At 65.1% G+C, this 15610-nt stretch carries 16 protein-coding genes and 1 tRNA gene; 8 read left to right on the plus strand and 9 right to left on the minus strand.

Annotated features, from left to right (window positions below; genetic code table 11):
- Positions 1–159: 159 nt before the first annotated feature.
- Positions 160–1701, plus strand: coding sequence for an alanine/glycine:cation symporter family protein (locus HG250_RS07765; protein ID WP_170004359.1), 1542 nt, complete (start codon positions 160–162; stop codon positions 1699–1701).
- 233 nt (positions 1702–1934) lie between these two features.
- On the opposite strand, the gene HG250_RS07770 is transcribed toward HG250_RS07765, so the two are convergent.
- Complete coding sequence (locus tag HG250_RS07770; RefSeq protein ID WP_170004362.1) at positions 1935–2084, minus strand: hypothetical protein; 150 nt, start codon at positions 2082–2084, stop codon at positions 1935–1937.
- A gap of 259 nt (positions 2085–2343) precedes the next feature.
- Positions 2344–2419: transfer RNA gene (locus HG250_RS07775), tRNA-Trp, on the minus strand.
- 132 nt (positions 2420–2551) lie between these two features.
- Between HG250_RS07775 and aat the strand changes: the two genes are divergently transcribed.
- Positions 2552–3295 carry a leucyl/phenylalanyl-tRNA--protein transferase gene (aat, locus tag HG250_RS07780; protein WP_170004434.1) on the plus strand — a complete coding sequence of 248 codons (744 nt, stop codon included), beginning with the start codon at positions 2552–2554 and terminating at the stop codon, positions 3293–3295.
- Here aat and HG250_RS07785 read toward each other — a convergent pair.
- The 4 genes from HG250_RS07785 to HG250_RS07800 form a co-directional block, all read right to left on the minus strand.
- The gene (locus tag HG250_RS07785) at positions 3178–3747 is read right to left on the minus strand and encodes a DUF2155 domain-containing protein (RefSeq protein ID WP_170004364.1); all 570 of its coding nucleotides are present in this window, start codon (positions 3745–3747) and stop codon (positions 3178–3180) included. The two genes, aat and HG250_RS07785, sit on opposite strands and share 118 nt — an antisense overlap.
- Positions 3748–3755: 8 nt before the next feature.
- A complete protein-coding gene (locus tag HG250_RS07790) occupies positions 3756–4157 on the minus strand; it encodes an NADH:ubiquinone oxidoreductase subunit NDUFA12 (RefSeq protein WP_170004366.1) in 402 nt (133 codons plus the stop codon).
- Positions 4158–4223: 66 nt separating this feature from the next.
- On the minus strand, positions 4224–4769 hold the full coding sequence (locus HG250_RS07795) for a DUF192 domain-containing protein (protein ID WP_240956989.1): 546 nt from the start codon (positions 4767–4769) through the stop codon (positions 4224–4226).
- Positions 4766–5341, minus strand: coding sequence for a regulatory protein RecX (locus tag HG250_RS07800; RefSeq protein WP_170004368.1), 576 nt, complete (start codon positions 5339–5341; stop codon positions 4766–4768). Before HG250_RS07800 ends, HG250_RS07795 begins: the two co-directional genes overlap by 4 nt.
- A 134-nt stretch (positions 5342–5475) precedes the next feature.
- Here HG250_RS07800 and HG250_RS07805 point away from each other — a divergent pair, with 134 nt between their 5' ends.
- A complete protein-coding gene (locus tag HG250_RS07805) occupies positions 5476–7302 on the plus strand; it encodes a fatty acyl-AMP ligase (RefSeq protein ID WP_170004370.1) in 1827 nt (608 codons plus the stop codon).
- Positions 7303–7326: 24 nt separating this feature from the next.
- Here HG250_RS07805 and HG250_RS07810 read toward each other — a convergent pair whose 3' ends face one another.
- Complete coding sequence (locus HG250_RS07810) at positions 7327–8838, minus strand: DUF389 domain-containing protein (RefSeq protein ID WP_170004372.1); 1512 nt, start codon at positions 8836–8838, stop codon at positions 7327–7329.
- A 236-nt stretch (positions 8839–9074) separates the two neighbouring features.
- Here HG250_RS07810 and HG250_RS07815 point away from each other — a divergent pair, with 236 nt between their 5' ends.
- Genes HG250_RS07815 through HG250_RS07825 form a run of 3 tightly spaced genes read left to right on the plus strand, consistent with a single transcriptional unit; the run spans position 9075 to position 11385 of the window.
- The gene (locus HG250_RS07815; protein WP_240956990.1) at positions 9075–10295 is read left to right on the plus strand and encodes a toxic anion resistance protein; all 1221 of its coding nucleotides are present in this window, start codon (positions 9075–9077) and stop codon (positions 10293–10295) included.
- Positions 10295–11086, plus strand: coding sequence for a hypothetical protein (locus tag HG250_RS07820; protein ID WP_170004373.1), 792 nt, complete (start codon positions 10295–10297; stop codon positions 11084–11086). The genes HG250_RS07815 and HG250_RS07820 overlap by 1 nt, the downstream gene beginning before the upstream one ends.
- Positions 11083–11385: a polyhydroxyalkanoic acid system family protein gene (locus tag HG250_RS07825; RefSeq protein WP_240956991.1), complete on the plus strand. Its 303-nt coding sequence runs from the start codon at positions 11083–11085 to the stop codon at positions 11383–11385. The genes HG250_RS07820 and HG250_RS07825 overlap by 4 nt, the downstream gene beginning before the upstream one ends.
- A 3-nt stretch (positions 11386–11388) precedes the next feature.
- Here the strand turns inward: HG250_RS07825 and HG250_RS07830 are convergent, their stop codons facing one another.
- Entirely contained in the window at positions 11389–11829 is a 441-nt protein-coding gene (locus HG250_RS07830; RefSeq protein ID WP_170004375.1) for a DUF2721 domain-containing protein, read from the minus strand.
- Positions 11830–11980: 151 nt separating this feature from the next.
- Between HG250_RS07830 and HG250_RS07835 the strand changes: the two genes are divergently transcribed.
- Both HG250_RS07835 and HG250_RS07840 read left to right on the plus strand, forming a co-directional pair.
- Positions 11981–12589, plus strand: coding sequence for a biliverdin-producing heme oxygenase (locus tag HG250_RS07835; protein ID WP_170004377.1), 609 nt, complete (start codon positions 11981–11983; stop codon positions 12587–12589).
- On the plus strand, positions 12556–15177 hold the full coding sequence (locus tag HG250_RS07840; protein ID WP_170004379.1) for an HWE histidine kinase domain-containing protein: 2622 nt from the start codon (positions 12556–12558) through the stop codon (positions 15175–15177). Before HG250_RS07835 ends, HG250_RS07840 begins: the two co-directional genes overlap by 34 nt.
- A gap of 79 nt (positions 15178–15256) precedes the next feature.
- On the opposite strand, the gene HG250_RS07845 is transcribed toward HG250_RS07840, so the two are convergent.
- The coding region (locus HG250_RS07845; RefSeq protein WP_170004381.1) for a TonB family protein at positions 15257–15610 on the minus strand (354 nt) is incomplete at its 5' end.

Genomic DNA, 15610 nt, shown 5'->3' on the forward strand with positions numbered 1-15610 from the left:
ATTCGCTCCGATGTCGGAAAGACGGTGCTGTGTAGGCGCAGGGCCGGTGAAAGGCAAGGCCGCCGGACGCCGCCCGGCACAGAAGCAGATTGGGGCTGGAACAAATCCGCTGCCCGCACTAGCAACGCCTGCTCGCGAATGACGCCAAGGGGGGGCCGCATGGCTGCGCAGGATACGACTTTATCAGGATCGGAAGCGCTGATTGCGCCGATCACCAATATTTCCGACTTCATCTGGGGCGGCACCTGGAACGGCGAGGAAGTGATCGCCTTCCCGCCCATGGTCTTCATCCTGCTGGGCGTCGGCCTGTGGATCATGGTGGGGCTGCGCTTCTACCCCATCCTGAAGCTGGGCAGCGCCTTCAAGGGGTTGTTCGCCGGGCGCAAGACGTCGGGCGCGGGCGAGATCTCTCCCTTCGCAGCGCTGTCCACCGCCCTCTCGGGCCAAGTGGGCACGGGCAATCTTGCGGGCGTCGCTACGGCGCTGGCGCTGGGCGGGCCGGGTGCGATCTTCTGGATGTGGGTGACGGCACTGATCGGCATGGCGCTGGGCTTTGCCGAAGGCTCGCTCGCCATCCGGTATCGCGAACGCACGCCCGATGGCACCTATCGCGGCGGGCCGATGACCTATATCATGCAGGGCCTCGGCCCCAAATGGACATGGCTGGCCATATTGTTCTGCATCGGCACGCTGGTATCGGCGCTGATTACCGGCAATTCCATCCAGGCCAATGCCGTCGCCGACGGGCTGAACGAATTGTTCGGGATCGAGGAATGGCTGGGCGGGCTGATCACCGCGCTGGCCGTGTTCGTCGTCATCATCGGCGGGATCAAGTCCATCGGCAATGTGGCGGAAAAGGTCGTGCCCTTCATGGCGGCGACCTATCTGGTGATGGCGGCCATCGCCATCCTGCTCGACATTCAGGACATTCCCGAAACCTTCGCCCGCATCTTCAACGGGGCCTTCAACCCGCAGAGCGCCGTGGGCGGTTTCACCGGGGCGGCGCTGATCATCGCGATCCGCGCGGGCGTGGCGCGCGGGCTGTTCTCGAACGAGGCGGGACAGGGTTCCACCCCCATCGCCCATGCCGTGGCACAGACCGACGATCCGGAACAGCAGGGCCGCATGGCGATGCTGGGCACCTTCATCGATACGGTCGTCATCTGCACGATGACGGCGCTGGTCATCCTGACTGTCGAGGGCGATTTCACCGGCGGCGGACAGGCGGTGCAGCATGCCTGGCAATCCGATCTGACCGGCTTCGCCATGACATCGGGAGCCTTCGCCGCCGCCTTCCCGCTGTCCGTCGCCAGCATCCCCATCGGCACGCTGATCGCCAGTATCGCGCTGATCCTGTTCGTGTTCACCACGCTGCTGACATGGTCCTATTACGGCGAACGGGCGATCACCTTCATCTATGACCGCGTACCGGGGTCGACGCTCGGCGGTGAAAGGAACCTGCATTATGCCTGGCGGGTGCTGTGGTGCGTGGCGATCTATATCGGGGCAAGCCAGCCTTCCGAACTGGTCTGGCGCATGGGCGACATCTCCAACGCGATGATGGCGCTGCCGAACCTGCTGGCGCTGGCGCTGCTGTCGGGCGTGGTGTTCAAGCTGGCCAGGGGCGAACGCAAGGCCGGCAAGGATTTCCGAACCGATGCGGCAGTGAATCCGGCGGCAGACGAACAGGAGCGCTACTGAACATGGTGAGCCGCCGCTGAAGCTGGCGTGATATCCAGCGGAAGCGGCGGCGGCACAGCTGAATAAATCGGCTCGCAGGAATTATTCGCAGCCCGGCGAGCGCCCCCGCATCGCAAATCCTTGATTGCGCATCGGAATCGCCGCAGTGGCGAGTTTGGCAACGATGACGGCCAGACACTGCTCACCGCTTTGCGAGCAGTGCTGAATACCCGCGGATGGCGGGCGGAATCGGTTCAGACCTTCCCGAACAGCCGGGCGAAGAAGCCGGGGGTTTCCATCGGCTGGACCTTGCCATGATGCAGCAGGCGCATGGAGGGATCGCTGTAAGGCCGGGGGCTGTTCCAGCGATCGGGCTGGCTGCTACGGAAACTAAGGTTCGACATCGCCATACTCCTCTCAGATGCAAATCCATCCACCGACAGAAACACACGGGTCGGCGCAAGGTTCCCGAAGGGCAAGCACCGAAACGGGACATAATTATTCTGAGAAGTTGCGAGCGTCCCGTGTCGCAGAAATCACCGGCAAGTGGCTGCGCGGGCAGCGACACAGCAGCGTGACATCGCGGCACCCCCAACCATCAAGGCGCAATGAACTGGAAAGACTCGCGGATGTCTGCCGGCCTGCCGGAAAGGGCCGGGATGCTGGCAGGAGTGGAGGGACTCGAACCCACGGCCCTCGGTTTTGGAGACCGATGCTCTACCAACTGAGCTACACTCCTGCACGCAAGCGGGCCTGTAAGGCGCTTGCATCAGATTGGCAAGGATGTGCTGCGGGCAAATGCTTTTCCCGAAACCCTGCCTCCACCGCGCGCCCTGTCGCAATCGCCTGCAAACATGCCTAGATGAGCGATATGCACGCCGCCAGCCCTTTCCCGCAGCCCCAGCCCATTCCCGCCGAGATGCTTCTGCTGGCCTATCGCAGCGGCATTTTCCCCATGGCGGATTCGCGCGACGATCCCGAAATCTTCTGGGTCGAACCGCGTGAAAGGGCGATCATTCCGCTGGATGGGTTCATCCTGTCCCGCTCGCTCGCCAAGATCGTGCGGCAGGACCGGTTCACCGTCACCTGCAATCAGGCCTTCAGCGACGTGATCCGGCAATGCGCCGCGCCGCGCCCCGGCCATCCCGAAAGCTGGATCAGCGAACGGATCCTCGCCAGCTATGCATCGCTGCATCAGGCTGGCCACGCCCATTCGCTCGAATGCTGGAAGGACGGCGCGCTGGTGGGCGGGCTTTACGGCGTCGGTTTCGACCGGGTATTCTGCGGCGAAAGCATGTTCAGCCGGGCCGACAATGCGTCGAAAGTGGCGCTGGCCTGGCTGGTCGCCATGCTGCGCCATGCGGGATTTGCGCTGCTCGATTGCCAGTTCATGACCGATCACCTGGCGTCGCTCGGCGCGGTCGAGATACCGCAACCGCATTATCTGGATTTGGTTGCCGCCGCGCAAGGGATGCCGGCCATGACATTGCCGCAGGCTTATGCCGGATTGGTGGCGGGGGCGTCTTCCGCGTCCGCTTCATCGCCTTCTGCATCATCGGACCCGGCTTCCTCACCCGGGAAGCTCATCGCGCAATCCTTGACCCAGACATCGTAGATCGGGTGTTCGACGACGTTGAGCGACGGCGAATTCCTGAACATCCAGCCGGAAAAGATCCGGCGCCAATTGTCTTCATCGCCGGCATCGCGCACGATCACCTGAACGAAGGCGCCGGTTTCCTTGGGCAATTCCCACGGCGGGGTGCGCTCGCAGGCCTGCATCCTGACGATCAGGTCGCCGATGCGGCGGGAATCGCCGGGGCTCATCTCCAGCTCTTCGGAAATATTGTTCCGCTTGTTCAAAACGCCGATCGTCGCGACGCGTTCGGCCATGGGCGTGCCGATCTGCGCCTCGTCGCTGACTGCGGCCGGCGGCGGTGTGTTCTGCCGCAATTCTTCCGGCACCTCGGTTTCGACCGGCTCCGGCGCAGGGGGATCGCGGTCGCAGGCAGCAAGCGCCACGAGCGGGAAGGCGAGCAGCAAGGCACGAAGAGAGGCCGGAACGGGCATGGAAAAAATCAGCTGTCCGGCGTCCAGGATTCGTAATCGCCCCGCGCATGCACGCGTTTTCCGCCCCGTTCCAGCGCGCCTTGCGGGCGATAGGCGTCGGCGGTGCCGGTCGCATTGGGCGTGTAATCCACTTCCCAGATCCGCGCCGGCGGCAGATGGCTTTCGGGGATGTCGTCGAACCTTCCGTGCAGCCAGCCATGCCATTCGGGCGGCACCCGGCTGGCATCGTTGGCGCCTTCGTACAACACCCAGCGCCGTTCGCGGGTGCCGGGATTGCGCCCTTTCGGCTTTACACGGAAATAGCGGTTGCCCTGTGCGTCGGTGCCGACCTGCTCGCCATGCCGCCAGCTGTCGATCAGAGTGCCCAGCGTCGCGCCGTTCCACCAGGTGAAGGGATTGAAAAAGGCCATGCCCGCGCGACTAGCCGATTCGGCCGATTTGGCCAAGCGGTAAGCGATCGGCGCAGCGCACCACCCTCAGGGCGCCTGCCATTCCACCCGGTCGCCGGGCATGATGCCCAGTTCCGCCGCCCGGCCTCCCGGGATCTCCAGCACGGCCGAGGCAAGGCCCGTGGACGTGACCGAATCCAGCGAATAGGGCGGGGTGCTGGCGGCGATATTGCTGATCCGTCCGTCGGTGCCGATGAAGATGATATCCAGCGGCAGCGGCGTGTTCTTCATCCAGAAGCTCTGCTGCGCCGGCGCGGCGCTGGGGAACAGCATGCCTTCATCGGGGCCGAGCACGGTGCGGAACATCAGCCCCTGTGCCCGGTCCTGCGGGCTGCTCGCCACCTCCACCGCGAAACTGTGAGTGCCGCTGGCCCCGGTGACGGTCAGCGGGATGACCTCCAGCCCGGATTCGGGGTGCAGGACCGTTATCTGCGTCGCGGCTTCGCTCGCCGTTCCTTGCGGTGCGGCGGTGCCTGCCTGCTGCGCGGAGCAACCCGCCAGCAGCGCGGCGGCAAGCATCAATGGTGCCGCTCGCCGGGTGCTGCGCTCCGGTCCATCGCTTCTGAACATCATTCGAAATCCTCCCCATCCTGCGCTTCGGCGGCCCATCTTTCGGCCTCGCTCACGCTTTCTGCATTCATCACTGCACGCACGATGTCGAAACCGTGCCCTGCCCGCAGCATGGCGGCAATCTGCTTTTCGCGTTTCTCACGCTCGACCGGTTCGGCGGCGAAGGGGCCGAAGCGGCGCTTTCTCGCCAGCGCCAGCGCCGCGCCGCGCTGCGCGCCCTCGCCCGCTCTCAGATCGTCGCGTATATCCTCGGCGATGCCGGCAGCGCCCAGCGCCTGCGCCACGCGGCGCGGGCCGTAACCGCGGCGCAGCAAACCGCCCGACTTCGCCCTGGCATAAGCGGCATCGTCGACATAGCCGAGATCGACATAGCGCATCACCGTCGCGGCGACGGGCGGCTGATCGTCGCCGTCCCATCCCCGTTCGCGCAATTTCCGTTTCAGATAGTCCTCCAGCTTGCGGCTGCTGGTGGCGAAGCGCGCCACATAGGCGAGCGCGAGTTCCTCCAGCCCCGCCTTGTCGAGCGGTTTGGGGACGCGTTTTTCGCGCGGGGGTCTGGTCTGCCTGCCCGTCATCGCCATAATTATGCCACAGTCTCTGCCGAATGGGAAAATATCTTCGGCCGGAACGCGAAATACGGTCCTGTTGCCCCCGCAGGAAGAACACAGCGCCAGCCAGCGTTCATCATATACGGGTATCGCTACGCACCATGACCGCCAGATTACAGAACGACGCAGCCGGGCAGGATCCTGCCGGCGCCCGTAACGGACAGGCACCCGGACCCGCTTCGGCATCGCGCCCCCCCGTCCCGCCTCCTCTTGTCCCCACGCCCAACGACTGCCCGTTGCCCCGCAGGCGATCGGATTTCCCGACCTTCACCGATGCGGTGGATTACGCCGCGCGCAGCGAGAAGGGGATGAACTTCCACGACATGCGCGGCACGCTGGAGCGGGTCTATACCTTCGCCGAGATGCGCGAGGATGCGCTGGCGAGCGCGCGGCGGCTGCTGGCGGCGGGTATCCGCCCGAAGGACCGCGTGGCGATGGTGGCCGAAACCGCGCCGGAGTTCGCGGCGCTGTTCTGCGGCGCGGTCTATGCCGGTGCCTGGCCGGTTCCCCTGCCCCTGCCGACGACGTTCGGGGGCAAGGACAGCTATATCGAACAGCTCGCCATCCAGTTGCAGAGCTGCGACCCTAAACTGCTGCTCTATCCGGCCGAAATAGCCGACATGGCGGAGGCAGCGGTGCAGCGGCAGGGCTGCGGAGGCATCGACTGGGAAGGTTTCGCGGAAAAGGACGCGCCCGAATGCGACCTGCCCGAAGCCCGGCCCGAGGACATCTGCTACCTGCAATATTCCTCCGGCTCCACCCGTTTCCCCACCGGTGTCGCCGTCACGCATGAGGCGCTGCTCAACAATCTGGCGGGTCATGCCGAGGCGACCGATGCCGGCAGGGACGACCGCGTGGTCAGCTGGCTGCCGTGGTATCACGACATGGGGCTGGTCGGCTGTTTCCTCTCGCTGATCGCCAACCAGATGTCGGTCGATTATCTGAAGACGGAACATTTCGCGCGCCGCCCGCTCGCCTGGCTCGACCTGATCAGCCGCAACAAGGGCAACACGCTCTCCTATTCGCCGACCTTTGGATATGACATCTGCGCGCGCCGCATTTCGAGCCAGAGCAATGTGGCCGAACGGTTCGACCTGTCGCGCTGGCGCACGGCGGGCAACGGCGCGGACATGATCCGGCCCGACGTGATGCAGAATTTCGTCAATGCCTTCGCGCCGGCGGGCTTCAGGGCCAGGGCCTTCACCCCCAGCTACGGCCTTGCCGAAGCGACGCTGGCCGTCACCGTGATGCCGCCGGGCGAAGGCATCAGGGTCGAACTGGTCGAGGAAGAGAAGCTGTCGGGCGCCCCGCGCAACCTGGCGCGGCCTGTGCGCTATCGCGCCATCGTCAATTGCGGAAAACCGGTGAAGGACATGGTCGTCGAGATCCGCGACGAGCAAGGCGCAGAGCGCGCCGACCACCAGATCGGCAAGGTCTGGTGCCGCGGCCCCAGCGTCATGCATTCCTATTTCCGCGACGAGGACGCCACCCGCGACTGCCTGGTGGATGGCTGGCTGGATACCGGCGACATGGGCTATATGGCCGATGGCTATCTGTTCATCGTCGGCCGCGCCAAGGACATGATCATCATCAATGGCAAGAACCACTGGCCGCAGGATATCGAATGGGCCGTGGAACAATTGCCGGGATTCAATCACGGCGATATCGCGGCTTTCAGCATCGAGGCCGACAATGGCGAGGAATCGCCCGCCGTGCTGGTGCATTGCCGCGTGTCGGACCCGGATGAGCGGGTGAAACTGCGCGACCAGATCCGCGACAAGGTGCGCTCCATCACCGGCATGAACTGCGTCGTCGAACTGGTGCCGCCGCGCACCCTGCCCCGCACGTCGAGCGGCAAGCTGAGCCGCGCCAAGGCGAAACGGATGTATCTGGCCGGCGATATCCAGCCGCTCGATCTCGCCGCCTGAGCGGGCGGCTGATATTTGCCGCGATCAGGGGATGGCGGGACTGTTTTCGGGCGCGGTGTTCCAGCGCGCCTGCATGATCGGTCCGCCCTGGATCAATGCCGGCACATCGGCAGGGTCGAGCCCGTTCTCGACCAGGATTTCCACCGCTCTCTCCCGCGTTTCCGGCGTGCCGCCGCGCAATGCGAAGGGCAGTTCCAGCCGCCGGGTCGCCCAGACGATCACCTGCAGCGCCTGGTGCCCGGCTGTGGTCGGCTCACCGGCTTCGAAGGGCACTTCGGGCAGCGCCTGCAGCGGCGGCAGCAGCCGGATGCTCCAGTCCGGCCGCAGGGCGGCGACCCTGCCTTCCAGCGCCCGATAGGTTGCAAGGCTTGCCCCTGCCACCGGGCGCGCCCGAACGGCGGCGCGGCGGTTGCCGCTGTCGATCGTGACGTCGCGCACATCCACCCCGGCGACCAGGGCGAGGTCTTCCGCGAGCCCGTCGATGCGGCTCGCCTGTTCGCGTTCGATCCGGACCTGCGCCGCCGTCAGTTCCGCCGCTTCCATCGCCCGTGCCGTGCCGACGCGGAACTGGGTGAGGTCGAAGATGACCTCCTGCCCCAGCACCCGCCGCAGGGCGGTGCGGCTGGCCCGTTCGGCGGCAGGCTCCAGCTGCGGCGTCAACACCGTGGCCGACACTTGGATCGGTTCGGCCGCGAGGTTGAAATCGAGTTCACTCAGCCGCGCATTGTCGGAAAAGCTGGACAGCACCGTATCGCGGATCTGCCGCGCGGCATTGGTTTCCCAGACGATCTGCCGCAGCGAGAGGAACAGCGGAACGGCCAGCGCGATGAAGACGGTGACGATGATGATCGTCTGCAGCCGCGTCTGCCGTTCCGACAGGGTCGCGCTGAAACCGTAGATCCGCGCCATGATCGTGGCGACCAGCGCGATGGTCATCAGATTCGTGACGAACAGCAGCAGCGCACCCGAAAACACCGTCCAGTTCCAGGTCGCGAGGCCGAACCCCACGACCGCCAGCGGCGGCATCAGCGCCGTGGCGATGGCGACGCCGACGATGGTGCCCTCGCGCCCGCGGATCATCGAATAGGCACCCGCCAGCGCCGAGAACACGGCGATGCCGAGGTCGAACAGATTGGGCCTCGTGCGGGCGGCGATTTCGGGCGTGATGGTCTGCAGCGGCGAGATGAAGACGATGAAGGCGCACAGGCTGATGGCCAGCACCGTACCCGCCACCAGCGCCCGCACCGATCCGCGCAGCCAGCCGTAATCGCCGATGGCAAGGGCGAAGCCGGCACCGATGATCGGCCCCATCAGAGGGGCGATCAGCATCGCGCCGATCACCACCGCGGGCGAGGACAGCAGGAGGCCGAGCACGGCGATCCCCGCCGACATCGCCAGCATGAACAGGTAACGCGGCGAGGTATAGGCATCCTCGCGCCGGGCGTCGATCACCGCCGGGCGGTCGACGGTGCCGACGACCGACATGCTCCACCAGCGGCGGAACACCGCCCAGCTGTCCGCGATCACCTCGCCCATCGACCTGTGCTCTTTCGAGCCATCCGGGCCCGCTGCCTGTGTTCCGGCCACCTGGCCCCCGTTAACCGATTGTTCGAAAGGTGCCTTACAGGCACGCGCGCGGGCAGGCAAACGCCGCTTGCCATCGCCCGCATTCGCATGACACATGCCAGGCCGGATTTTCACCGGATAGCGGCACTGCTATAGTTGCACAACACACCGGGCGATGCCATAATCCCGGCAAAAGGATGATGCCGATGGCCGATATGCAGAATACCGAGGCGAAAGTCGCGACGAAGACCGCGAATGATTTGGAGCTTACCGCGCCCGATCCGGTGCCGCGCGTTTCGGCCGAAAAGGCGGCGGGCCTCGTTCCGCTATCGGAGGAAAAGCGGTCGAAGCTGGACGAAAAGGTCGACGGTTTCGTCGCCGACCTGGTGTCCATCGACGCCAATTCGCCGGAATTCGGCAAGAAGGTCGATCAGCTCACCAATATGGGCCGCAAGGAGATCGCGGCGGCGGCGGGCATGTCGAACCGCTTCCTTGACCGGCCCGTGCGCGCGATGGACAAGGACAGCGGCGTCGGCACCGACCTGGCCGAATTGCGCCGCACGGTGGAGGAGCTCGATCCCGGCCGCAAGGGCAAGCTGCGCGGGCGCAAGCTGTTCGGCATCATCCCCTTCGGCAACAGGCTGAAACGCTATTTCGACAGCTACCAATCCGCGCAGGGGCATATCCAGGCGATCCTTGAACGGCTGGCGTCGGGCAAGGACGAATTGCTGATGGACAATGCCGCCATCGATGTCGAACGGCAGAAATTATGGGAGGCGATGGGCAATCTGGAACAGATGATCCATATTTCCCGCGCGCTGGACGAACGGCTGGAGGAAAAGGCGGCCGATCTCGATTCCACCGATCCGGCCAAGGCCAAGGCGATCCGCGAAACCGCATTGTTCTACGTGCGGCAGCGCACGCAGGATCTGCTCACGCAAATGGCGGTCAGCGTGCAGGGTTATCTCTCGCTGGACCTCGTCAAGAAGAACAATGTCGAACTGGTGAAGGGCGTCGACCGCGCCAGCACCACGACCGTGGCCGCCCTGCGCACGGCGGTAACGGTGGCGCAGGCGATGACCAATCAGCGCCTGGTGCTGCAACAGATCACCAGCCTGAATGAAACCACCGCCGGGATCATCGATTCCACGGGCCAGATGCTGCGCGAGCAGACCGGCAGGATTCACGAGCAGGCAGCGTCCAGCACCATCCCGCTGGAAACCCTGCAGCGCGCCTTCCAGAATATCTACGACACCATGGACGAAGTCGACCAGTTCAAGCTGCGTTCCTTGAATTCCATGAAGCAGACGGTCGAGGTCCTGACCGACGAGGTCGAGAAGTCGAAAGGCTATATCGCGCGGGCCGAAGGGCAGTCGCAGGCGGCCAGCCGCATCGAAGCGCCATCGCTGCTGTCGGTGGAGAACTGATGGCACGCGAGGCGCATGATTCCGACCGTATCCTGAACGCGGCCAGCCAGTCGCTGGCGGTGCAGCGCGCGGGCGGGCGCCGGGCGGGCGTGAGCAAGTCGATCGGCCAGCGGTCGGCGGACATCAAGATCAGGCACTGGATGGCCAAGCTGAAGCGCATCGTCCTCGCCATCGGCGCGATCGTCATCGCCGCGATGGTGGCGGGGCTGGTGCTGGACGGCATCGGCTTCATCGGCGTGATGGTCACGCTGCTGGCGATGATCGCCGCCGTCGTTGCCCTTGCGACTTTTCCGAGGATCAAGGCGCCCACCCGCGCCGATCTGCAGAAGGGCCTCGACAAGGGCGATGTGCGGCAATTGGTCGGCAATACCGAGATATGGCTGGAACATCAGCGCCCCGCCCTGCCTCCGCCGGCGGTGGACGTCGTCGACCGGATCGGCGTGCAACTGGATGCGCTGGGGCTTCAGCTCGAAACCGTGGACCAGACCCATCCCGCCGCGCGCGAGGTGCGGAAACTGGTGGGCCAGCATCTGCCCGAAATGGTCGACAGCTACCGCAAGGTGCCGACCCATCTGCGCGGCGAAGCGCGCGGCGGTGCCTCGCCCGACGAACAGGTGACGCAGGGGCTTGAGAAGATCAGCCTGGAAATCGACAGCGTCACCCGGCAACTGGCGGACGGCGCGCTGGACGATCTTGCCATCAAGCACCGCTATCTCGATTACCGCTATGGCGGCACGGAACAATTGGCCGGGGCAGGTGAACGCCCTGCACCTGCAAAGGAGAATGAATGATGCGCGTGGCCATTCCCCACGACAAGGACCGCGAGACGATCCGCAACCGGCTGCGGACGAAGAGTCACAAGATCCAGGATAATATCCCCGGCGGGGCCGAGGTGGTGACCGACTGGCCGAGCGAAGACCGCATGAACCTGGCCGTGTCCGCCATGGGTCAGCAGGTGCGCGGCCATGTCGAGGTGCTGGACGATCAGGTCGTGTTCGAGATGGATTTGCCGCCCGCCCTCAGCTTTATTCAGCCGATGGTCGAAAATGCCATTCGCCAGCAGGGCCAGCGGCTGATCGCGAGCGACTGAACGCTATATCCTCCGGTCCAGTTCCAGATAGTCCGCCGGGATCCGCAGGGCGGCCGATGCCGCGCGGGTTTCCTTCAGGAACAGCCATAGCGCATACATCAGCAGCGCGACCGACAGCAGGAAAGCGGCGGCAGCAAAGCGCTGCAGGTCGGTGGCCAGCAATTCCTCGATGAACAGGATGGCGACCGTGGTGCCGATGGCGAGGCCGCTGAGGACGAGCGACAGGATCGCCTTGCCGATCAGGTGGATGCGCCGGTCGAGGATGCGAATCTGGCGCACGACGATATCATGCGCGATCCCGTCGGTTTCGCCATGCATCCGCTGCAATTCGCGGCTGCGGTCGACGACGCGGCCCAGCCGTGCGGACAGAAGGTTCATGATATTGCCGATGGCCACCAGCACGAAGACGGGTGCGAGGGCAAGCTGGATGGTCTGGGCGATCATGCCCCGGCCTTACCGCAGATCGAGCAGTGGCGGCTAGGTGGTTCGTTGCCGGTATCCATCGGCCCGCTGCGGCGGGGATCGTTCGGATTATTATGTCGTTTCAGCGGTTTCAATTAGTCCCGCAAAGTCCTAATGCCGGACAGGCGGAGTGGTGATCCGCCCGAACCGAATTGATGCGCCAGAGGTCGTCCTGAACTTGGAAATTGCCAGTCCACGGGAAAATCTGCGGAGCCGACTGCGCGCGGCGACTGCGCCCGCACATGATGCGCTCGATGCTGCGATGGGTGATCTGGACCTGTCGCGCCCTGCCGATTACCTCCGCTTCCTGCATGTTCAGCTGAATGCCCGGATCGAAGTGGAGGACTGGTGCCGGCGGCATTGCTCCAAGGCCCTCTTGCCGCCCCCGCAATCGCCCGCCATCCGGCGTGATCTGGCGGCGCTCGGCTGTGCAGAAGCGCCCGAACCCGTAACCTTCGATCCGCCCGCAGGCAGCGAGCCGCTGGGCATTTGCTGGGTGGTTGCCGGATCGTCCATGGGCAATCGCGCCATGGCGGCAGGCCTGCGCCGCAGGACGGGTGGGGACTGGCCCATGCACTTCCTCGGCGCTACCGACCTTGCCGATTACTTCAAGACATTGAGGCCCCTCATCGAACGCCCCTGTTCCGAAACCCGCACCCGCTCCGCCATCGAAGCTGCCGACGCCGTATTTGCCGCCTTTCGCCGGTCATGGGCGAAGCAGATGCCGGCGACCGCCGCGTGACCGGGGCCGAGACCACCGACCTTGGCAATTGCGACCGGGAACCTATCCACAAGCTGGGCATGATCCAGGATTTCGGCGCGCTGATCGCGGTGAATGCCGATCTCATCATCGTGCACCGGTCGCGCAATCTGGACGAGATACTCGGCCGGAAGACGGATGCCGCTGCGGGGGGCAAGCTGGACGGCGTCTTTCCCTCGGCGGCGATCCGCCAGCTTCAGGAACGGATGCGAGGCGATGGCGATGCCCGCCTGTCGGAAAGGCTGTTCGCCATCGATCTCGGCGCATCGCGGCACTTGTTCGATGTCGCTCTGCATCATTCGGGCGAACTCTACCTGATCGAGTTCGAACCGCATGATGCCGATGCCTTCGCGGCGCAGCTGAGCACCCTGCAGCCGGTCATGGCCAATCTGGAGCGTGCCGGCGATGTGTCCGACCTCTGCCGCCGGGCGGCGGTGCAGGTCAAGGCGATGCTCGGCTTCGACCGGGTGATGGTTTACAGATTTCACGAGGATCAAAGCGGCGAGGTGATCGCCGAGGCGCGCGAGCCGCATCTCGGGAGCTTCCTTGACCTGCGCTATCCCAAATCGGACATTCCCTCGCAGGCGCGGGCGCTGTACGTCCGCAACCCGTTTCGCATCATCAGCGACGTGAACGCGCCGCCCGTGCCGATCGTGCCGGAAACCTCCCTGTCGGGCGAGGCGCTGGACCTCAGCGACAGCGTGCTGCGCGCCGTTTCGCCCATTCACATCGAATATCTGAAGAACATGGGTGTGGGCGCCTCGCTGTCCATTTCCATCGTAATCGACGGCAAGTTGTGGGGCCTGTTCGCTTGCCATCATTATTCCGCGCGCACCCTGCCTTTCTCCCTGCGGACCGTGGCGGAACTGTTTTCGGACGTGTTCTCCCTGCTGCTGGAACGCTCGCTGGGGCGGGAAAGCGCGGCGCGGGCCGTGCGCGGTCGCGAGTTGCACAACCGGCTGATGGCGCGGATGGCCGGCGGCACCGGCCTGGCGGAGAATCTCGAGACCATAGAAGCGGTCATCGGCGACGTGATCCCCCATTCCGGGTCGAGCGCCTATATCGAAGGGGAATACAGGTCGCGGGGCAGGGCCCCGAGCGAGGAAGAATTCCTTGCCATCGCGCCGGCCCTGAATTCCGCCGCGACCAGCAGGATCTTCGCCCATGACGAACTCGGCGCGATCGTTCCTGCGGCGCTGGCCTTTGCCGACCGGGCAGTCGGCGCGCTGGTCATCCCTGTCTCGCGCCGCCCGCGCGATTATTTCATCCTGTGGCGGCAGGAATTGCCGCAAGTGGTGAAATGGGCCGGCGAACCCGAAAAGGCGATCGAATATGGCCCCAACGGCCCCCGCCTGACCCCGCGCAAGAGCTTCGCAGCATGGCAGGAATCGGTGAAGGGCCGCAGCGCTGCCTGGAGCGAGGACGAGATCGGCATTGCCGAAAGCCTGCGGGTGACGCTGATCGAGGTGATCCTGCGCCTGACCGACCAGGCGATGCGGGAACGCGCCAGCGCCCAGCAGCAGCAGGAACTGCTGATCGCGGAACTCAACCACCGGGTCCGCAACATCCTGAACCTGATTCGCGGGCTGATCACGCAATCGCAGGGCGACGCGGTGGATGTGGAAAGTTTTTCGCGCATCGTGGGCGGGCGCATTTCCGCCCTCGCCTCCGCGCATGACCAGATCACCAAGGAAAACTGGTCGCCAGCTTCGGTCAGCCAGCTGATCCTCAACGAAGCGCGTGCCTATCTGAACGATGGCAACGAGGATCGGCTGCAGATCGTCGGCGATGATGTCCTGATCGCGCCCGCGGCCTTCACCGTCCTGGCACTGGTCTTCCATGAGATGATAACCAATTCGGTTAAATATGGCAGCCTGTGCGACAGTTCGGGAACCCTGACGGTGACGCTGGAACGGGGCCGTGACAGCGATCTTCATATCCATTGGCGCGAAAAGGGCGGTCCGCCCGTCAAGGCACCGACCCGGCGCGGCTTCGGCACCACGATCATCCGCCGCTCCATCCCGCATGAACTGGGCGGCGAAGCCGAAATCTTCTACAGGCTCGGCGGCGTGGAGGCCCAATTCGTCATTCCCGCAGCCTATGTCAGCGTCCGTCCGCCAGCGATCGCGGCGGGCGGGGCGGAAGATGCCGCCGGTCGCAGCGACGACCGTGATGGGGACGGTCAGGGGGCGCCCGGCCGTTCTTCCGGACCTGCCGTTCCAAACCACGTCCTGCTGGTGGAGGACAACATGATCATCGCGCTCGACACGGAGGACAGCCTGCGCCAGATCGGCGTCGCCGTGGTCAATGTCGCCGGCAGCGTAGGAAGTGCGATGGCGGTGATCGAGAAGGACGCGCCCGACATGGCGATCCTGGATTACAATCTGGGGTCGGAAACCAGCGATGCCGTGGCCGATGCGCTGCGAAGCAGGGGCATCCCGTTCTTTCTGGCGACAGGCTATGGCGACATGGGCGAACGGATGGAGGCCAGCGGCGCGGCGGGCGTTCTGAAGAAACCTTATGACCTGGACGACATCGCCTCGGCACTGGAGCAGATGGCCGCCGCCTGACGTGAGGCCTGAAATAGGGGCCGGAGACGGGGCCGGAGACCGGGCCGGAGATGGGGTTCAAACCAGCGCCGAAGCGGCCTCAGTAAAAATCCTGCCGCCAGCCATAGACGGCCGGCACCGCCTCGCCCGCAGCATTCATTGCCGGTTCGAAGCGGAAGCGTTCCACCACCAGGCGGCAGGTGGTCTGATCCGCCTGCGGATCGGGGCTGGGTTTCAGCACCCGGCAATCCCGCGCGCGGCCGTCCACGCCGACCGTCACTGCCACCGTCACCGATTGCCCCCGGCGAATTGCGCGCCCGCCCGGCGGCACGGGGAAATCCGCGGCGGAGCGGATATCGCCCGCAATCTTGCGCGCGGGCCGGGCAATGGCATTGCCGGTGCCGCCGCCCCCTCCCCCGGCCCCGCCCTGCCCGCTGCCGGTGCCTGAGCCGCT

It is taken from the genome of Pseudopontixanthobacter vadosimaris (assembly GCF_012979275.1).
Lineage (GTDB): Bacteria > Pseudomonadota > Alphaproteobacteria > Sphingomonadales > Sphingomonadaceae > Pseudopontixanthobacter > Pseudopontixanthobacter vadosimaris.